The organism is Paenibacillus sp. SEL3, from assembly GCF_054602585.1.
Window position 1 is genome coordinate 3,546,319 of record NZ_CM137725.1, and the last position, 19,996, is coordinate 3,566,314.

Consider the following 19,996-nt stretch of genomic DNA (forward strand, 5'->3'; position numbering starts at 1 on the left):
GGCCATTATAATCGGGTAAATAATGCCATGAAGCACCGGTACGGGCAACCCAGAGGACGGCTTCACAGTTTGCGTACACACCCTAGCTTCAAATTCAAAATTGCTTCGTATCATCTTCCCATAATCCTATTTCTGTAGTTCTAAACGATGGAGGAACGTTCATCCAGAAATTCGGACGGTGAGCAGCCTGTTAACCGTTTGAAGATTCGATGGAAATAGGACACATCACTATATCCCACATACTCCGAAATTTCACGAATCGTTAGCCGGGACTCGGTCAGCATATAGATGGCGGTTTTAATACGTTGCGTATGTACATGCTCACTGATCGTTTGGCGTGTTACCTCACGCAGCAGCGTCGCGGCATAATTGGGGGTTTTACGGATGGCGTCGCCAAGCTCCTCCTTGGTTACCTTTTCCCGGTAGTGGTTCTGGATATACTGTTTCATATGTTCCACATGTCGCTCTCGATCGCAAGAAATGGCGCCTTTGTCCCATTCCTGATTCATATATATCATGGCCTCGGTCAGCAGACAGTCAGCCATCATGGTGTAGTAGCTTGGGTGTTCAGTCCATTGATAGTACATCGATTTGATCCGTTCATGCAGCATGTCGTAGCATCCGGGCTTGATCAACAACGGCTTGTCAGTATTCAGGATGGGAAGTGTGCTGTTCGTACATGTTTTGCGGCAATGTATCACATACTTGGTATGAAAAAGCGTAGGAATGCTCTTGCCATAGTAATCCAGATGACTGGGTAAAAGCAGTGTTTCACCTTTACCGAGAATGAATTTGCAATCGTTCACCCAATATACACATTTGCCAAAGGTGACCAAAATGAACAGTAAGTCATCGTTGTCGCTATTTGCACTAGCCTTTTCATACCAGTCCACTCCGTTGTCCTGCCGTATATCTACCAATGTAATCACGAAACTCACTCCCCGATGTCTTCAACATTCATTATACTGTAGTACATTCATCATACTATAGTTCATAGTCTTGGTGCACGGGTACAGGTAGAATAGAGCCATATAAGTTTAATGTAGATAGAGAAGCAAAGTGGAATAGAAAACCATACAGTAAAGACATTCAGGAGGATGACATTACTATGCTTAAAACGAAAATTATTTGTACTATGGGACCTGCCTGTGACTCCATTCATTTGTTAAAAGAAATGATCCAGGCTGGTATGACTGTAGCCCGCTTGAATATGGCTCACGGTGAGCTGGAAGATCACGTTAAACGTATCGAAAATGTGCGTCAGGCTGCGAAGGAAATGAATACCTTTATCCCTGTCATGATGGATATTAAAGGACCGGAAATACGGATTGGCAAGCTGAGAGAGGCATCTTGTCTGCTGAAGCCAGGTAGCCAGCTCATTCTGACCACAGAAGAGATTCTAGGGGACGAGCATCGTATTTCAGTGAATTACCCGGATATGCCGAAGGACATCAAACCAGGCGACCGCATTCTCATTGACGACGGTTTGGTTGATCTGACTGTAACCTCCATCGAAGGTACGGAAATGATTTGTAATATTGTAAGCGGCGGTATTTTGAAGCCGAGAAAAGGTGTAAACTTGCCAGGGATTCATACAACCCTTCCAGGCGTGACGGAGCGAGATGTGAGACACATCCAATTTGGGGTGGAGCAGCGCGTTGAGCTTATTGCGGCTTCTTTTGTGCGTAAAGGCGACGATATCCGCGAAATCCGTGAGATTTTGAAGGGCCATCATGCGGAGCATGTCCAAATTTATTCCAAAATTGAAAATGCTGAAGGCATGGAAAACCTGGATGATATTATCGAAGCTTCCGATGGCATTATGGTAGCCCGTGGCGATCTGGGCGTCGAGGTGCCGATTCAAGATGTGCCTGTGATGCAAAAAGAAATGATCGACAAGTGTAATCTGGTCGGCAAGCCCGTTATCGTAGCTACCCACATGCTGGAATCCATGCAGGTGAACCCGCGTCCGACGAGAGCTGAAGTTAGTGACGTGTTTAATGCCGTTATGCAAGGAGCCGATGTTGTTATGCTGTCAGGTGAATCTGCTGCAGGTAAATATCCTGTCGAGTCTGTACGGACCATGGCTGCGGTAGCTGCCAGTGCAGAATCACAATTGGATTATCAGGAGCAGTTCGATAAGCGCAGAGCACGTCAGAGCACCAACATTACCGAAGTGATTAGTCAGGGTGCGGTAAGTTCGTCTCTGGAGCTGGATGCCAAAGCGATTATTACCTCAACTGCCAGTGGATTCACGGCACGTATGGTATCCAAATATCGTCCGAAGGCGCCTATTATTGCGGTTACTCCGAATAATACGGTATTCGCTAAAATTTGCCTGTTATCCGGTGTGTTCCCGATCAAAGGGGATAAAGTAGCTACAACGGATGAAATGTTCGAATCCTCCATCCGTAACGCTCTGAATGCAGGATATATCCATAAAGGTGACACTGTAGTCCTGTCGGCGGGTGTTCCAGTCGCTGAGGCGGGCACCACTAACTTGATCCGAGTATACCAAGTGTAATTTACAACAAAATATAGACAGCAAAAAGGCGCCATCCCGTCGGGGGAGCGCCTTTTTGACATGAATTAAGAAGCACCTCTGAGGGTGTCATGAACTACGGCGTATAGCTGGCCACGTACGTCACTGACTTACAGCCCGAACACACTTTTAGCAACGACCTGTGTCAATTCTGCTTTATGGGCTTGATATTGCTCAGGCGTAATGCTCTTATTAGCCAGTCGTTGATCCAACTGCTCCGTTAACTGAGCTACTTGTAAATCAACGACAGCCTGTGCATCCTGATTATTGGTGTGTGCAATATCTGCCAAGGTTTGACCGTTATACAACGCTTCATATAATTGCTCATCCGAGGATGCGCCCAATGTTTTCAACAGTTCATCATCCTTGGAAGCTTCATTATCCTGTACCTGAGGGGCTCTCTCTGGAGCCAGTGTAGCAGCATTAGCCCGACTTCCCCAAGTAGAAGATTGCCCAATAGACAACGCCAGCAACAGTGTACAGATGACCAACATTCGTTTTCGATTCATAAGTGTAAAATCTCCTTTGTGTTTCATTCAATTTCTGACAGAGTGGAGCCTTATATGGATATCCAACGGGAGTAATGTTTATGCCTTTAGCCGATCCGGCTTATGTAGTTACCAGATTCTAATATACATCATACACACCCAATCTTAGTGCCAGCTTAATACTCGTTTAAAATAAACTAAAAGAGGAGAATGTAAACAGGTAAAGCTAAAAAAATTCATGGATGTGAATAATGGAAGTAATTTACCCTTTGGATTCTGCCGGATATGAAAAAAACCTCCTTCACAAAAGTGAAAGAGGTTTTAGACATCTACAACCATTACAATTTAGGGTTTTTTCCATACTTATTATCGCTAGGCTGACTGTCTTGGCAGAAGAATACAATCAAAATAATTGACCCTACGAGAGGGATCAGACTGATTAGAATCCACCATCCGCTTCTACCTGTGTCATGCAGTCTACGGGCCATAACGGCCAAGGATGGCAACAGGACAGCAAGAGAATAAATCAAAGTCAATACCGGTGATAAGCCTACAAGACTATCGATCAGGCTGACTACAAAGCTAGCGATTGCACTAAATAGTACAAACATCCAATACTCTGTACGTCTTGCTCTACCTTGGAATCCTACATAGTTTTTTAATCCATTTAAATACCATTGCATATATTTTCACCTCCTCATAAAATGTAAATATTTGTATTGTGATCATCATAAAACAGTTGTTTTTAAATATATCGGCAGGTAACATATAGAATTTTACTTGTCAAATTATAACTTTAAACTAGGAATTAAAGCAATACATTTATTATAATTAATAATACAGTGAATAATTTATAAAAATATAAAATTACATATTGAATTTTCCATATCCATTGAATAATATAGAGGTACGGTTAACCGTCAGGTTTGAATAGGCCTTCTTAACAGAAGGTGCTTTTATTTTTCAAATCTATTGAAAGCGCTTTAACTTGGACAGGAGGGATAAGTAACTTTAAATTCGAGGGCGAAGAAGTTAATACAAACATAATCCTGACCGCTTTCCCAAAATTGTTTTATGTTATCAGGGATGTTCAAAACGAGAGGAGATTAATTTATGAAGCATTTATTTGTTCGTAAAGTAACGGCAGCTTCACTCGCAGGTGCGCTGTTGTTGCCTGCTTCTTTGGTAGGCGCCGAGCAAACACTCAATTTAGATACAGTTGAGGCTCAAAGTGTGGGTCAAACCTCCCTTCAAGCTCAAGATATGGGGAACCTTTCAATCCAAAGTAAAAAGGTCGTTTCCTTCAAGGAGACTTCCGTACATGATCCATCCATCCTGAAAGTGAAAGACACATTTTACATTTTTGGCTCCCATCTGGCGGCTGCCAAGTCCAAAGACCTCATGAATTGGGATACGATTGCTACAGGAGTGGCGAATGGTAATGCATTAATTCCCAACGTTAAAGAAGAATTAAAGGAAGCACTGGATTGGGCGCAGACAGACACGCTGTGGGCAGCTGATGTCATTCAACTGACAGATGGCAAGTTCTATATGTATTATAACGCTTGTAAAGGTGACTCCCCTCGTTCAGCAATGGGCCTAGCAGTTGCTGATAAAATTGAAGGGCCGTATAAGAATAAAGGGATTTTTCTAAAATCCGGTATGTGGGACCAACCGAGTGAGGATGGGACGATCTATGACGCAACCAAGCATCCGAACGCCGTGGACCCGGACACCTTTTACGATAAGAACGGCAAGCTGTGGATGGTATATGGCTCCTACTCAGGAGGCATCTTCATTATGCAGATGGATGAAAAAACAGGGAAGCCGCTCCCAGGTCAAGGCTACGGGAAAAAGCTGACAGGCGGCAACCATGCTCGTATGGAAGGGCCGTACATACAATACAGTCCGCAAACGGACTACTATTACTTGTTCCTATCGTATGGTGGATTGTCAGCGGATGGCGGATACAACCTGCGGGTGGCTCGGTCCAAAACACCGGATGGTCCTTTCTACGATGCTGAAGGCAACGATATGATCAAGGTCAAGGCGAATCCGGACAAACCACTTTTTGATGACGCCTCCATTGAACCATACGGTGTCAAACTGATAGGTAATTACCTGATTCCAAGAGAAATTGGTGATCCGGGTACAGGACTGGGTGCAGGCTATGTGTCGCCCGGACACAACTCGGCTTATTATGATCCCAAGACGAAAAAGCATTTTGTCATTTTTCATTCACGTTTCCCTGGGAGAGGCGAACAGTTTGAAGTGCGGGTACATGAAATGTTCATGAACGCTGACGGTTGGCCTGTGGTTGCTCCTTATCGTTATTCGGGAGATGAGGATTCACTGAAAAGGCTGTCAGAAAAGGATGTCCTCGGTCAATACTCGTATGTAAATCATGGAAAGGAAATTTCGGCAAATATTAAGCAAGCTGTTATCGTCAATCTGGATCGCGGTGGCAAACTGTCTGGTGGAGTGAACGGTACATGGAAGTTGGGGGCAGACAATCAGTTGGAAATTACAGCAGAGGGCACGAAGTACAAAGGTGTATTCCTGCGGCACCGTGATCCAGACACAGGTGCCAAGACGCTTGCTTTTACCGCGTTGTCCTCCAAGGGTGTTGCGGTATGGGGTTCGCTAAAGCCTGACCTGAAGGCCAGCAAGATTGTAACTGCTGTGCAGAAGGACCTTAGTCTGGGCGATACGAGCAATGTTCTTTATAATCTGACGCTACCTACTCAAGCAGCACAAGATACCACTATTTCATGGGAGTCCACCCACCCGGAGAATATTTCTGTGACAGGTGATGTATACCGTCCAGAAGCCGGTTCTCAGCCTGTAACAGTTACATTGACGGCGACCATTAAAAAGGACAAAGCCACCGCTAAGAAAAGCTTTACAGCCATTGTTCCCGGGCAGGCCCAAGGTCCTCAGCTCGCACGCTATTCGTGGAGTGAAGATCAAGGAACTACGGTTGTCGACAGCACATACAATCAATTTGATGGTAAGACCTATGGTGGTGGTGCATGGGATAAAGACGGGAAGCTTGGCGGTGCGCTTGTCCTAAACGGTAAGGATGGTTACGTGCAACTACCAAATACAGTAACAGATGCGAAGGATTTTACCTTTTCCGCTTGGGTGAACTGGAAGGGCGGTGCAGCTTGGCAACGGATTTTTGACTTCGGCAACGGCCAAGCCCGGCATATGTTTCTTACCCCTTCCCAAGGTAGCGGTGTACTCCAGTTTACAATCCATGAAGGTACGGATCAAAGCTTGCTTTCCAAATCATCATTACCGCTAAACCAGTGGACACATGTAGCGGTTACACTGGAAGGGAATACAGGGAAATTGTATGTAAATGGTGAGGAAGTAGCTGTTAATGACGGTATTACCTTTAATCCCAATGAGTTGCTGACGAGCGAGGCTTATCTCGGCAAAAGCCGCTTTGCCGCCGATGCTTACTTCAATGGCAGCCTGGATGAAGTTCAATTGTATAACAAAGCGCTGACAGCAGAGGAAATTAAAGCACTGGCAGAATTGTAGTTCAAAATAAGCAAATAAACGCAGGAGATGGGCTTTTATTAAGAAGTTCGTCTCCTGCGCAATGTTTTGTATATTTATTTCTTGATTGCTGGTATAATAGGTAGCAACTGCGGATATAATGTTTTAAGTAGGCGTTAATGACTCGCTCCCGCCGAATGAACACAGCTTTGAAGCAGCAATAGAGAACATAAGCACTCTGCATAAATTAAATTCACCAGTGCTTGCGTTTTCAATACACTTATGGTAATATGAGTATATTGAGATTGTGACCTGAGATTCGCATATTGTAGAGGGCTATTGTTTTAGGTTGAAATAACCTTGTGCAATATGTGAATTTTTATTTGTAAAAAATAAAGGTCATATAAATACATTTTGGAGGTAATTCCATGCAAACAGGTACAGTTAAATGGTTTAACGCAGAAAAAGGTTTCGGTTTCATCGAGGTTGAAGGTGGAAGCGACGTATTCGTACATTTCTCCGCAATCCAAGGCGAAGGTTTCAAATCTTTGGACGAAGGCCAACGCGTAGAATTCAACGTAGTTGAAGGAAACCGTGGACCACAAGCTGAGAACGTTGTAAAACTGTAATTTTAAATTACAGCCTACTTCAGATGCCCCGAACATAGCGTTTGGGGCATTTGTTTTTATCTGTTCATAAGACCGTTTTTGAACTGATTACATCTTATCGCTTTATAAATCATGAAGAAAGAGGGATGTTTATGTACAATTCACGGAAAAAGCCAATGGATGAGATTCCTGAGGAAATTACAACTGTCTGGAATTGCGCCAGCGATACATGTAACGGCTGGATGCGAGATAACTTCGCTTTTTCTGTCGAGCCGACATGCCCCATTTGCGGTTCTGCCATGGTGAAGGGCGAGAAAAAGCTGGCTGTTTTAAATAATACGAGCTTCAACCATACCAAACAATCCTAAGCGGATAAATGTTTGTAGTGAAAGATGCCCCATAGCCATTAACGGCGCTGAGGCGTCTTTTTTGTTTTTTATAAATATAAATTATACATAAGGATGAACAGGTTTTCAATTATGTGCGGAGGATGGGGCTAGTATGCTCAGTAAGATAGAGTTAAATTCGGGTAGCGCTTCGTAAAACACACCGTGGCCGCTTCGTTCGAAAGGAATAAGTCTAGATCCGGCAATTCCTTTTTGAGTTTGGACAGCCAGGGGGAAAGGACAGACCCGATCCAGCTTGCCGTGTAGAATCCAGGTGGGCACGTGTATACATGGCAAATCAGGGCGCAAATCAGAGTCACGTAGTGAGTACAAAGTACAAGCCATGCTATGAACTGTTGCCGCAAAGCCCTGGTCACGTAACCAGTCGCGTAAGCTCTGGCTGACGGGATTAGCAAACAACATTTCGCCAAAAGAAGTTACCAGTTGTGGACGATCTGTATAGGCTTGTTTGATGAGTTTATCTACCTCTGTGACAGGAGTACCATAAGGAAAGTCGCTGGTTGGGGTGAATCGAGGCGTAGCTGCTCCGATCAGGATCAACTGACTGACGCCAAATCCCCGGTGTCTGCTCATGTAGCGTGTAACCACAGCTCCCCCCATGGAAAACCCGATCAGCCGTACCTGATTTAACTGAAGTGCCTGCATCACAGCCAGCAGATCGTCTGCCAATCGATCATAATTGTATCCATGCCATGGTCGATCAGACTTGCCGAACCCCCTAAGGTCGATCTGAATACAGCGATACCCGTAAGCAGGCAGCAAGGCGGCCTGGTATTCGTACATTCGGTGATCCAGCGGCCAGCCGTGCACCATCAGAACAGGGATGCCTTCTCCAATATCCTCGACATACAGCTTCACGCCGCGTCCTACCTCAATATAATATCCCATCGTGTTCACCCCTTTAGAAATCACGGAATTTCGTTCTCTCTCACATATATGTAGCCAGGGCTTAGCTCATTCGAGAAAGGGATGGGACTGTCACGATATAAGCATATAGTATGTTAAAAAATGTATGTCATCCTGTATAGGGATAGGATATAATTATGGAATGAAACAGCATCGGGAGAGTGGAACAATGACACCATCAAAAACATTAAAATGGATTACAGGCGGATTGGAGCTATTTTTAGCTATTCCCGTTTTGGGCGGGCTGCTCGTCGTAAATTCCGCGTATACTATATTGTTCTTTATGCTGATTTTCCACATTGTTACGTTGGTACTATCGGTGACGAATAGAGAGTCTTATTATGGATCTATTTTAGGGATCGTGACCTCGGTTATTGGATGGATTCCGATTGTGGGCTGGTTGATGCATTTGCTCTCAGGCATATTTTTGATGATTACCGCAGCTCAGCAGCCGCGTGATCAGTATCGTAATCGCAATCCTTATGATGATTATCGCTACTAGGGTAAGTGATTGATACGAAGATGAAAGATCCTGTTGAACAGGGTCTTTTTTTATTTATGAAATCTCCCCATGATAATGGTGTTGTAGTATTTGCCATCTGAAAGAACCTTATCGTTTTTTAATAACCCTTCGATTTCAAAACCATGTTTTTTATAAAGCTCAATGGCTTTATCATTCGTTTCCAAAACTTGTAGAGTCATTTTCTTGATGCCATTGGATTCAGCCCAGGAAATAGATTTTTTTAAAAGATTCGTCCCGATCCCGTAACTCCAAAAATCCTTTAGTACACATACGCCGAAATCAACTTTATGAGAGAATCTGCTCAGAACATGGCCCTCACATCTTGAAAATCCGACGATTTTATCATGAACTACTGCAACTAAAAATAGGTTTCTGTTATTCTCTGTATCCGTTTCGATGAGCTGTTCAAAACCGGATGTACTTATAAATGCTTCTCCCTTCTCTCTGTCTAAATTTTCAGTTTCTCCATCAATCAGCAAACGGATTTCAGACAAATTCTTCGCATCTTGAATCATGGCTGATCTGATCGTATAGCACATTCCTTGCACATCAAATTCCTGTTGATTTATTTTCATTAGGTTCTCCTTTTTATGGATTAGAGTGAAAAATGAATTCTGGATCATGTTAGTCTACCATATTATCTTATTTACATGATAAATAAGCATGTCTCCTTCTGTTGTATCGCAGCAGGGGACAGGCTTATTGTCGTCTCTATCCGTACAGGGAAGCCGGACGGAGATTTATTATACATGAGTGGATGTGCCCAAACGGGAGCTGTAGCTATTTCTGCTTAGTAGAGGCTTTAGCTGTATTGGTTTTAGCAGGAGCCTTGGCATCTCCTTGAGCAGGAGTTTTACCTGCATCCGCTTTACCGCCATCTACTGGTGGCTTGGATGGTTTCACGCCATTCACCATATCTGTCATCATTTGTTTTAGATTAGAGACGCGTTGGTTATATTCAGTTGCCGTAATCTTGCCGTTTTGTTTTTCCGTAGCCAGTTTCGCTTTCATATTCGAAACCATCACATCAATAACAGAATTTACACTTACGCCTTGTGCTTTGGCGATTGTAGCAAGGGATTTACCTGCTTTCAGCTGTGTATCCAATTGACTGGAGGATAATTTTAATAATTTCAGGAGAGCTTTGTTCTCAGCATAGTTTCCTCCTGCGATTTTAGGGCCGTTAGCATCGCCTGGGTTACCCTTAGGTGCCTGTGCTTTGTCTGCAAGGGGAGCCTTCTCAGGTGTAGTGGAAGCAGCATGAGCTGCGCTTGTGGAGTACAGTGCTCCGCCTCCTAAAAATGCTAACGCCATCGTTCCAGCTAAAATTGCTTTTTTGGTGCTCTTCATCTTCATTTTCCACCTTTCAGTAATGGGGTGTTTGGTACGTGGTACATCATAAGGGATCAACTTGAATGCTATCTGAGTGTAAGCTGAGCATTTACTGAATGAATTTGGAGAGCGTGACTAACTGACATTTTAGCTAATAGAGTACTTGTATTATGTGTATTAAGTGATATAATACACTACAGGCACGATAGATGCAGCCGATTAGGGGGAAACACCCATGGAAGAGCAACGGGTTGGCTCGTTCCGATTTTTAATTGATTTTAGCCAGCCATTATATGAACAAATATTAAATCAAGTACGAAGCTCCATTGCTAAAGGGGAGATCGAAATGGGAAGCAAAATGCCGTCTGTTCGTGATCTGGCGCAGGAATTACGCATGAATCCGAATACTGTGATGCGAGCGTATCAGGAGCTGGAGCGGGACGGATTGACTGAGAAACGGCGTGGTCTAGGCACTTATGTTACGTCATCCAGTGAGCGGATTGCCAGCTTTCGGGAACAACTGGCTATGACGTATATAGATCAGTTTCTCGGACAAATGAGCAGCCTGGGACTATCCTGGGGAGATGTTCAGCAGTATATACGAAGCAAACAGGACGGAAATGAGAAGGAAGGAGGCGATAAGGCATGACGGAGTCTGTTGTGGTTGCGAATCATCTGGTGAAGCAATATGGCAGTAAAAAAGCGTTGGATCAATTGGATGTTGTCATTCCGGCAGGACGCATAGTAGGCGTGCTTGGACCCAATGGCTGTGGGAAGTCCAGCTTCTTTCGAGCGATCACTGGATTGATTCAGCCAGATGGGGGCGAGCTTCAGGTGTTGGGCCGACAGCCTGGTTGGGAAACCAACCGGGATATATCCTATCTTCCTGACCGGGCACGCTGGTACCCCAATCATACAGTTCAGCAGACGCTGGAATGGGGGAAGTCCTTTTTGCCTGGCTTCAATATAAAAGATGCCTATAAACTTGCTGATCATATGGACGTGGAGTTGGAGTTGAAAATGGCCGGGTTGAGTCGCGGGCAGGAGGCGCGTGTGCTACTGATTTTATGTCTGGCACGTGAGGTTCCACTCATGATTCTGGATGAACCGTTCGCAGGTATTGATGTCCTCTCCAGAGAGGCGATTGTGGCCGGGATTATTGATTATTTGGAGGGTCGGCAGCAATCTATACTCATTAGCACGCATGATATTCAGGAAGTGGAAGGCTTGTTTGACTACACGGTCATGATGGGCCGCGGACGGATCCTATGGTCTGGTGATTCGGATGATCTGCGTGCAGAGCATGGCTCGCTGAATCAGGTGTTCCGCAATTTGTACAAAAAGGAGTGGAAGGCGTGAATTCATCAGGGCTGTTCAAAGATTTAATACGCCATGAATTTCGAAATAAAGGAAGCTGGAGAAAACAGAGCCGCAATCGACTACCGAGATCGTGGAGACTTGTGTATTTCTCACTATTTCTCATTGCGGCGTTCGCTATTTCCTTGTACTTCGCGCTTCACAACCAACTGGAATTGACAAGGCTGTGGTATGTGACCCTGGGCTTGCCGTACATGATCATTTTCATGGGTGTGGGAAGTTTGAGACGAGAATGGGAAAATGACACCTACGGATGGTGGCTGACCCTTCCCTATCCGCGCATGTGGCTGATTAGCGCCAAATGGATTGCGGCAATTCTACAAACCATTGTCGTGATATTGTTCCTGTTTGTGGTGGGTTCTCTGTACGCATTGTTCATCTCATCAACGATACAGCCTTATACGCTCGCGGATGCAGCGTGCTTTATTGTAGCTGGATTGAACTGGTTTGTGATGATTATCGCTTTCACACCTTTTGTTATTGCGCTGGGCCTTCTGACTGCCAGTACCAAATACAGTACCTTGCGGCCGCTTAGCCCGATACTGTGGATTCTTTTGATGGGTGGCGGGAGTGTCTTTTATTGGTCGGGCGATCATGGGCTTTATGAGCAGTTTGATCATGCTCAGACAGGACAGTGGTTTTCTTTTACCTGGCATTTCCCGGTTGCGGTGTTGATCAGTTGGATTGCTGCGTATATATTAATCCGCTTGAACGCTTATTTGTTGGACAAAAAGCTGTCGATTTAGACTAGCGTATCTATAGGATCTATGAGGAAGGAGTTACACCATGACGACGATATTCATATATGCATTGGTAGCTGTTCTGGTGGGCCTGATGATCTGGTTAAGAACCAAGAGACGAAGGGGGCCGATAAAGGGAAACGGAACACGGATTCTCCTCCCCTTGTTTATCGTATTCCCGCTTATGATGATGTCTGTGTACCAATTAATGCATATTCCCGGTCAAACGTACGCGCCCCCCGCCTTTTGGGAACTGCTGGCTGCCGGGCTATTAGGGGCTCTGTTTGGCTATGTTATTTTGCTGCATACAGCGTATGAAAGACGGTCTGACGGTCTTATTTATCCCAAGCCGAACCCATATTTTAAATATATTATTATCGCTATTATCCTGATTCGCGTTGTTTTGACCCAGTACCTTAGTAGTTTGGGTACGTCCGAAATTAGCATGCTGGCAATTACGATGGCGTTGGTGTATATCTCGATCTGGCGAATCGGGAGCTTTATCAAGTTTCGGAGAACGTTATCCGTATAACAATAGCAATGGGGTTAACAGCGGCTTACTATTCAAAAAGCGTTCATTCGCTTGCCGATAGGAGCCGCTTTTTTGAGTTTCGGCATTAGCAAGTTATCACACATTGTTATTGCTCCCCATATCCTTTATTCTAAGGCTTGTGGCTTGCATTGTAGCAGTACAAATATAAATTTTGAAAGGGGGGGTATTGAGGTTTCAAAAGATTTAAATGGGGTTTAAAGTTAGGTATGCGGGGAAAAGTTGCTTCTTGCGATTAGGTGTAACTATATTAGTTACATAAAAGGAAAATGTTTTCCACATTTTATTTTACATGTTGAGAGGGGTTCACATTCATGAAAAAACATACGGTTACTGCCGCACTCGCTGGTTTGCTCGTGCTATCTTCTGCTGTACCGGCCTTGGCGGCCGAAGCAAAACCCGCTACAGGTATCCAGGTTTGGGTAGATGGCAAGAAAGAGGCTTACAAGATTGCTCCTATCGTGGAAAATCAGCAGGTTTTGATTCCTTTGAGACAATTGGCTTCCAGTTTGGGGATTCCACTGGATTCCAAGCATATTACGTTCAATACGGCGCGTCAAAGCACAACCATTCGTTATGATCAGGCGACGGTTGTACTGGTGTCGGGCAGCCCGGAAGCGCAAATCAACGGGATTAAGGTACCGCTGTCCACCTCACCCATCTTGACTAAACAAGGGGTAACCTATGTACCGGTCGATGTCATCAAAGAAGCATGGGGCAAGCAAGTGATTTGGGACCCGACCAGCAAAACGGTGCAAATCGGGGTGAGTAATAAGGATAAGGTTATAGAGATTCTGAAAAGCTTTGAAACCGGAAATACGAAAGCGGTCGAGACTTGGATCAGCAAGGATCAGTACATTCAGCACAATCCGAGCTTTGCTAGCGGGAGAGATGCCTTGCTGCAAGGGATTAGCCAATTGAAGGGAGCCAATGTACAGGTTGAAATCCAACGTGTTATTCAGGATGGCAATTATGTAGCGGTTCATTATAAAAAGTCCATTGCAGGGAAAACGAGCATTGTGTTTGATATTTTCCGCTTCGATAGCAACGGTAAAATTGTCGAGCATTGGGACAACATACAGGACTCGGCTCCAGCCAATCCAAGCGGACATACCATGATTGACGGAACAACACAGATCACGGATCTCAACCAAACTGAGACGAACAAAACACTGATCCGCAAGTTTGTGGATGATGTCCTGGTTGGCAAAAATCGTGCTGCATTGGAAAGCTACTATAACGGTGACCATTACATTCAGCATAATCCTCTTTTTGGTGACGGTGTATCCAATTTGAAACAAGCATTTTCCGCAGCGGGAAGCCAGGGTTCTCCCTTTGGATATGATCAGGTTCACATGGTCATTGGAGAAGGCAACTTTGTGCTGGTTGTGAGTGAATTGACATCGTCTAAGGGAACTTCAGCCGCTGTCTATGATCTGTTCCGGGTAGAGAACGGCAAGGTAGCGGAACATTGGGACGTAGTTCAGGAGGTTCCAGCTAAAACAGAGTGGAAAAATACAAACGGCAAGTTTTAAGAAAGTGCATTTGTGGTATGGCGTGATTGGCATGCTTTCCTAATCGTCCTCTTCCTGTTAAAATGATGCAAACTTATAACAGGAGGTTGGACGATGGAAGGCTTGAAGCAACGTGTGGGCTGCCTGCATGCACATCACTCGAACATAGCCTATGTGGAACGAGCTTTTGCTTCTTATGAGGTGGAGCTGATACATTTTGTGGACCCTGGGCTTATGCGCCGGATCTCGTCAGACCCGCATTTTTCTGCGGACGATGCCAGTCGCAAGGTAGAAGAGCAACTGAGATGGATTGCCCAAAGCGATATAGACGTTATTTTGATAACGTGCACGAATTATATTGTTTTGGCAGAAAAGGCTCAATTGCCCCTGTCTACACCAGTAATTGCGCTGGATGAGCCCTTTTTTCATGAGATATGCGATGATTTGCGGCCACGGACCTTGGTATTCACGAATCCGGCTACTGTAGAGGGAACGATGAAGCGTCTTTATCATACGGCTGCTCTGTTAGGCAAACCGGATATCTCTCCTTTGATAGAGGTCAAGGTGGTGGAGGACGCTTTTGAATTGATTATGCAGGGACGTGAAGACGAGTATAAGGAACTGCTGGTTCGTTCGCTGTATGAGCTAAGGGAGGCTGATCCAAGCAGAGGGCTGGCTGTAGCACAGTTGTCTATGGTTGATGCTGCGTTACAAGTGGAGCTGGAGACGGGGCAAACGATTGGTAATCCCTTACGGTCGTTGTCGAATTCAATTGAGGACTTGTTAGGTTAAAAAGTATAACCAAAAGAACTTCCAACCCGTGTACTGGGACTGTGGAAGTTCTTTTTTTGGAGGTCGGCGAGCAGGTTACTTCTGCGTTGCTCATCACAGATTCTGTTGATCTTGGGTGATGAATGCTACGCCTGCTGATTCTCTTTGGACAAGCGTAACGTATAAACGTTCATGCTCCACGTCTTCCCCGGCAATGATTTTGAGAACTTGTTCGGCAGCTACAGCGCCCCATTTACGTTTGGAGTAGTCAATCGTTGTCAGACGGGGCTGAATATATTGCGCCAGCTCGATATTATCAAAGCCGACGATATGAATATCCTTGCCAATCGTCAGCTCTGACTGAGCCATTCGATTGTAAAAGCCCACTGCCATTTCATCATTGAGACAAAATACGGCTACAGGTTCCAAACCCGGGCCAACTTGTTGCTGCAAAATGATCTCAGCCGCCTGTTCACCGCCCGATTTCTCAAAATCGCCGTCAATTTCGATCATTTCAGCCACGCCGCTACGCTCAATGGTCTGCTTGACCGCCTGCATCCGTTGCCATGAATCGTAAGAACCTTCTGGTCCGGTAACCACATATAGCTTACGGTGTCCCAATTCCAATAAATGTTCGATTGCGAGAGCGGCGCCCGCTTTGTTATCCAGCAGCACCTGGTTAATGTTAGGATGGTTCAGTTCACGGTCCAACACGACAATTTTATGTCCTCGCTCGGCGTAGTTCAGTAGCTCCTGACTATCAAACGTCTGATCCAGCACAATGGCGCCGTCGATCATGCGTTCCGGCAGCATTCGGTGAGACTGCTTACCGCTGCATACGATGAGATCATAGCCCTTGCGGTTCAAAATTTCCTTGATGCCATACAGTAAATCTCCATAAACGTCTCCACGGAAATCAGTTAGGAAAACGCCAATAATTTTGGTCTGCCTTTTCTTGAGATTACGTGCGGCGGCATTGGGCACATAGTTAAGCTCTTTGGCAATGGCTAAAATACGTGCGCAAGTTTCTTCTGTTACCTTATCGCTACCATTCAAGGCATATGAAACGGTAGATATGGAAACGCCCGCCTGTTTGGCGATATCTTTAATGCTGACCACATCGTCACCTCCTTGTCGTCCATCTTATAATTGCTATTGTATATTCATTATTAACCACATATCTATTCCAAATGTCGTAGTCCTACACCTAAGCAGCAAAGGGCGATCCCGCAAGATCGCCATCCCTTTGTTGCCTATACCAGATTTAGCATTAAAAACGCTTTATAAAATAATCTCCAGACGGTGTACACCGTCATGTTCTGCCAAGGCTTGCTCGAAAATCTCGCGTTTGATGCGCAAGGCACCGGAGCGGTAGCGATTATCATCGGCTGGCACGCTTTCCAGTGGTGTTCCGTTCAATACTGTACGGCCCTGCTCACCGCCAGTATGCTCTTGCAGCATGCGGTAGACGAAGGTAATTGGTTTTCCTGCAAAGGAAAATTCAAATTCCAATCCGTCGAGATGATCCGGCAGCACGGGGTCTAGGATCAGATCTTCGCCCGACTGACGAACACCAAGGACGTTCGATATAAGCTGATTCATATAGATTCCTGGACCACTGGAATAGATTCTCCAACCGCCTTTGACGGGTACAGCTCCCTCACGCAATTCACCAAACCGTTCCTGTGCTTCATAGCGGTTATTAAATTTACCGTCCGAGCTGCTGAAATAGGCGTTGCTTTGGCGCCATTCGGCATTCGGTACGGACGCACGGATGCCGACCGGATTGATGAGCTTCAAGCTATGCCAGGCATCATCCTTGCGTCCCAATTTGGCCATCGCTTCCGCAAAGCGGATATGGGCGTGCACATATTGCAGTCCGACCTCACGTCCAAAGTTGGCCGCTTGCTCTGCGCGCTTGAAGTGCGAGCTCACACCGCCATCATACTGTGCAGGACGGTTCATCAGACGCACACCATCCGGGCAGAGGAACTGTTCACGGATGAGTTGCTCATGAGCCAATGCTTGCTCAGGCGTGAGCAGCTGGCTGATCATGCTGCGCGTCATCGGCAGCAAGCGGTAATGGATTCCCGTCTCAGTGTCAGATGGATGGAGCATCAGCTTAGGTTGACCGGGCTCTTCCATATACACGAAGCCCGGAATAATTCCGCTCTCCAGCATGTAGCGGTTAAAGTCTTTACGGATGCCATTGGCCATCTGATGTAGATCTTGTGCAATCTTGTCGGCTTCGCTTACTACACCCGCGGGGGCCTGCTCCAAAGCTGCAGCAAAGTTACTAATAACTTGGTAGGTGAGTGCAACCGTCCAGCTGCTCGCCATGTATTGCTTCAGCTGTGCATTGGCTGGCTGGAGGGTATCGTCCCAATCGCCGTTGCCATAGGCCGACAAATACGTATCATGCAGGAAATTATCCCGAATGTATTCGATTTCCTTCAGGGCATGTTCCATGAGAGTCGCGGTCTGCTTGGTATAATCGAAAGTATGTCGATGGGTGTAAGGTGCATTTTCTTCCAGAATACTGTAATCACGGGTAGCGGTCAAATAATCGCCCAGTACCTTGAGCGGCCAGACGATAATATCCCCATGGCTTTCTTCTTGCTGCACGTGAGTATAGTTGTCAAACATAAACCATTGCGGCCAGTTTCCGCTGTCCTCGTACTGATGGCTGAAAACAGTCAGCAGAATGGAACGAACCTCATCGAACTTTTGCACAGCTGAGAAATATTCCACAGGCCCCTGACACACATCGCGTGTTCCCCAGGCTGCACCGCCGTATTGCTCCAGACCGTGAGGTACAGAATAGTGAACGAGCATATTATGGGTGTACCACCAAGCCACTGCGTTCACACGGAACAGCTCGCTTGTTTCATGTTGACCCAGCGATAGATGGAAACCGTTCATAAGCTCGGCAAAATATGCCCGATAGTGCTCGCGTACATCTTCAAAGGAAACGTGACGCTCTTTGTGCGCTGATTCTTGCCCGGCTGTAAGTCCATTCAGCCAACCCTGCACGGTGCAGGTCCATTCGCTGCTGTCACCCAGCTCTAGCACAACCAGAGATGCATCAGGGGAAGCATTACCCTGTAGCAGTGCGTGAGCGTCGCTCACATGCTGTAATGGAGCGCCTTCTATGTGCATTCGGTACAGCAGGTCGGGATAGGCTTCGGCACTCAGGGAAGCAGAGTCTGCCCGGAAGAGTAGGGCGTCGCCTTCACGTTCCATATGAAACGGAAGCTCATATTCGTTCACATGCATAGACATTTGCTGAGTGATGAGGAACGGATAGGTTTGGCCACTTGCCGCACGCATGTGAAGCCGTACTTCTGGGCTATCGGCATTCGTATAGTTTGTAATCATGAATGTATCGTCAGCCGTTTTGTAGTACCAGCGCACATAATTAAAGCCAATCTCGAACAGGGAAGGCATCGTGAGCAGGCGGTATTTCCCTTGGATTCCGACATAAATGCGCTGACCGGATGTCTTGGGAATATTGAGCGCATTACGCGCGTTGGTAATCATTTTGTTGAAATTCGTGTTGCCGATTACGAGCTGGGAATTGAACACCCCGTACATATAGGAGGTGGTTGTAATGGTTTCTTCCTTACCTCCTGAGTAATGCCCGCCCATTAAAATGTGCCCGTGGGGACGCTCTACACGAAGCTCTTTGGATTTGAGTACAACATGCTCATAGCTGTCCGTGAAAAAGGAAAGGAGTTTATTGCCATCCCGTTCTTCTTCCTGCCGTTTGGGGAAAAGTTGATTCACTTCGGCATCGGTGAAGTCCAGCGTACGCAGCGGCTCACCGATGGTTTGAGCTGGAGCCACACGCCCTGCCTGAAGATCACTTGCCGCGTGTGTCGGTATGCTGGTCTCAGAGGCGTCTGCTAGAACGGCAGTTACTTCGTCGCGTGCCTTTGTCACCAGTTCCTGATACTCCAGCTTTGTCACTGCGGCTGGATGATTGGGCTGGAAAAGACCGTAAAAAGTAAAGCGAGCTTCCCCGGCAAGTTCCACTCGCTCGGACTGCAATGCGGTATAGGCGAATTCGTATTGGTATACTTCATTGGCGAGCGAGTCGCGACGGAGTGCTTCCGGCTCATTCGTTTCCTTGTACGATAGTCCAAAGAACTGAAAACCGTCAGTCGAGTAACCAACAGTGCGGGTTAACGAGCCTTGTTGAATGTATGGGAATGTCTGACTTTGAGGCTGGTTTTGACGTGAGCAAACGGTATAGCCTCTTTGTTCATTATGGTAGACGGTGTGGTCAATATATTGAGACAAATAAGCTTCATTACTGCGTACAGCAGCGGTATCAGCAATGCCGATATCCTGACCGTACACGACATCTGCTTCCACGTCATCGCCCTGTAGGGTTACATCCCAGAACCATACTCCCAGGCGGCTTAGCGTGAAGGTCACCTGATAGCCTACACCAGCGGTGAAACCTTCCCAAATAATCTGCTGATCTGTTTGTCGAATTACTCCCGGTGAGCGAACTCCAAGCAGGGGAGTGATACTTACACCGGATGGACGGTACAATCTCAAGTACAGATTGTTCAGGGAACCATCGACTGAATTGGTCAACAGCTGGTTGATCATCGTTGAGCCATGGGCGATCTTATACACATCACCGCTGCTCAAGAAGGTAAAAGACAGGTCGCCGGCCCGCAGCAAAATATTTTGATCCAGACTTGTATTCATCAAAGGGAA

Annotated in this window: 19 protein-coding genes; 11 read left to right on the plus strand and 8 right to left on the minus strand. The window is 46.0% G+C overall.

Annotated elements, in window-relative coordinates; all coding sequences use genetic code 11:
• Window positions 1-140 precede the first annotated feature (140 nt).
• The gene (locus ACYCS5_RS16350; protein WP_029516864.1) at window positions 141-929 is read right to left on the minus strand and encodes a helix-turn-helix domain-containing protein; all 789 of its coding nucleotides are present in this window, start codon (window positions 927-929) and stop codon (window positions 141-143) included.
• A 179-nt stretch (window positions 930-1,108) separates the two neighbouring features.
• On the opposite strand from ACYCS5_RS16350, the gene pyk reads away from it, so the two are divergent.
• Entirely contained in the window at window positions 1,109-2,524 is a 1,416-nt protein-coding gene (gene pyk / locus ACYCS5_RS16355; protein WP_029516863.1) for a pyruvate kinase, read from the plus strand.
• 128 nt (window positions 2,525-2,652) lie between these two features.
• Here the strand turns inward: pyk and ACYCS5_RS16360 are convergent, their stop codons facing one another.
• Together ACYCS5_RS16360 and ACYCS5_RS16365 are read right to left on the minus strand one after the other, a co-directional pair.
• Window positions 2,653-3,051, minus strand: coding sequence for a hypothetical protein (locus ACYCS5_RS16360; protein ID WP_029516862.1), 399 nt, complete (start codon window positions 3,049-3,051; stop codon window positions 2,653-2,655).
• 317 nt (window positions 3,052-3,368) lie between these two features.
• Window positions 3,369-3,713 carry a DUF805 domain-containing protein gene (locus ACYCS5_RS16365; protein WP_029516861.1) on the minus strand — a complete coding sequence of 115 codons (345 nt, stop codon included), beginning with the start codon at window positions 3,711-3,713 and terminating at the stop codon, window positions 3,369-3,371.
• Between the two features lie 430 nt (window positions 3,714-4,143).
• Between ACYCS5_RS16365 and ACYCS5_RS16370 the strand changes: the two genes are divergently transcribed.
• The 3 genes from ACYCS5_RS16370 to ACYCS5_RS16380 all read left to right on the plus strand — a co-directional run bounded on the left by ACYCS5_RS16370 (window position 4,144) and on the right by ACYCS5_RS16380 (window position 7,513).
• On the plus strand, window positions 4,144-6,579 hold the full coding sequence (locus ACYCS5_RS16370) for a LamG-like jellyroll fold domain-containing protein (RefSeq protein WP_459759794.1): 2,436 nt from the start codon (window positions 4,144-4,146) through the stop codon (window positions 6,577-6,579).
• Window positions 6,580-6,965: 386 nt separating this feature from the next.
• Window positions 6,966-7,166, plus strand: coding sequence for a cold-shock protein (locus ACYCS5_RS16375; RefSeq protein ID WP_007428290.1), 201 nt, complete (start codon window positions 6,966-6,968; stop codon window positions 7,164-7,166).
• A 131-nt stretch (window positions 7,167-7,297) separates the two neighbouring features.
• On the plus strand, window positions 7,298-7,513 hold the full coding sequence (locus ACYCS5_RS16380; RefSeq protein ID WP_013308357.1) for a cold-shock protein: 216 nt from the start codon (window positions 7,298-7,300) through the stop codon (window positions 7,511-7,513).
• A 105-nt stretch (window positions 7,514-7,618) separates the two neighbouring features.
• Here ACYCS5_RS16380 and ACYCS5_RS16385 read toward each other — a convergent pair whose 3' ends face one another.
• The gene (locus ACYCS5_RS16385) at window positions 7,619-8,440 is read right to left on the minus strand and encodes an alpha/beta fold hydrolase (RefSeq protein WP_459759795.1); all 822 of its coding nucleotides are present in this window, start codon (window positions 8,438-8,440) and stop codon (window positions 7,619-7,621) included.
• Window positions 8,441-8,627: 187 nt separating this feature from the next.
• On the opposite strand from ACYCS5_RS16385, the gene ACYCS5_RS16390 reads away from it, so the two are divergent.
• Window positions 8,628-8,960, plus strand: coding sequence for a hypothetical protein (locus ACYCS5_RS16390; RefSeq protein WP_029516858.1), 333 nt, complete (start codon window positions 8,628-8,630; stop codon window positions 8,958-8,960).
• A gap of 50 nt (window positions 8,961-9,010) precedes the next feature.
• On the opposite strand, the gene ACYCS5_RS16395 is transcribed toward ACYCS5_RS16390, so the two are convergent.
• A complete protein-coding gene (locus tag ACYCS5_RS16395) occupies window positions 9,011-9,556 on the minus strand; it encodes a GNAT family N-acetyltransferase (protein ID WP_340884096.1) in 546 nt (181 codons plus the stop codon).
• A gap of 205 nt (window positions 9,557-9,761) precedes the next feature.
• A complete protein-coding gene (locus ACYCS5_RS16400; RefSeq protein WP_318628188.1) occupies window positions 9,762-10,331 on the minus strand; it encodes a hypothetical protein in 570 nt (189 codons plus the stop codon).
• A gap of 217 nt (window positions 10,332-10,548) precedes the next feature.
• Between ACYCS5_RS16400 and ACYCS5_RS16405 the strand changes: the two genes are divergently transcribed.
• From ACYCS5_RS16405 to ACYCS5_RS16430, 6 genes are all read left to right on the plus strand, one after another.
• A complete protein-coding gene (locus tag ACYCS5_RS16405; protein WP_029516855.1) occupies window positions 10,549-10,962 on the plus strand; it encodes a GntR family transcriptional regulator in 414 nt (137 codons plus the stop codon).
• Window positions 10,959-11,672 (plus strand): ABC transporter ATP-binding protein, encoded by a 714-nt coding sequence (locus ACYCS5_RS16410; RefSeq protein ID WP_069010117.1) that lies wholly within the window; start codon window positions 10,959-10,961, stop codon window positions 11,670-11,672. The genes ACYCS5_RS16405 and ACYCS5_RS16410 overlap by 4 nt, the downstream gene beginning before the upstream one ends.
• On the plus strand, window positions 11,669-12,436 hold the full coding sequence (locus ACYCS5_RS16415) for an ABC-2 transporter permease (protein WP_029516853.1): 768 nt from the start codon (window positions 11,669-11,671) through the stop codon (window positions 12,434-12,436). The genes ACYCS5_RS16410 and ACYCS5_RS16415 overlap by 4 nt, the downstream gene beginning before the upstream one ends.
• A gap of 40 nt (window positions 12,437-12,476) precedes the next feature.
• Window positions 12,477-12,962 carry a CcdC protein domain-containing protein gene (locus ACYCS5_RS16420; protein ID WP_165149212.1) on the plus strand — a complete coding sequence of 162 codons (486 nt, stop codon included), beginning with the start codon at window positions 12,477-12,479 and terminating at the stop codon, window positions 12,960-12,962.
• Window positions 12,963-13,294: 332 nt separating this feature from the next.
• A complete protein-coding gene (locus ACYCS5_RS16425) occupies window positions 13,295-14,515 on the plus strand; it encodes a stalk domain-containing protein (protein WP_165149210.1) in 1,221 nt (406 codons plus the stop codon).
• A 93-nt stretch (window positions 14,516-14,608) separates the two neighbouring features.
• Window positions 14,609-15,286 (plus strand): hypothetical protein, encoded by a 678-nt coding sequence (locus ACYCS5_RS16430; RefSeq protein ID WP_340884099.1) that lies wholly within the window; start codon window positions 14,609-14,611, stop codon window positions 15,284-15,286.
• Window positions 15,287-15,379: 93 nt separating this feature from the next.
• Here ACYCS5_RS16430 and ACYCS5_RS16435 read toward each other — a convergent pair whose 3' ends face one another.
• Window positions 15,380-16,384 (minus strand): LacI family DNA-binding transcriptional regulator, encoded by a 1,005-nt coding sequence (locus ACYCS5_RS16435; RefSeq protein ID WP_165149206.1) that lies wholly within the window; start codon window positions 16,382-16,384, stop codon window positions 15,380-15,382.
• A gap of 162 nt (window positions 16,385-16,546) precedes the next feature.
• A complete protein-coding gene (locus tag ACYCS5_RS16440) occupies window positions 16,547-19,987 on the minus strand; it encodes a GH36-type glycosyl hydrolase domain-containing protein (protein ID WP_459759796.1) in 3,441 nt (1,146 codons plus the stop codon).
• Window positions 19,988-19,996: the final 9 nt, after the last annotated feature.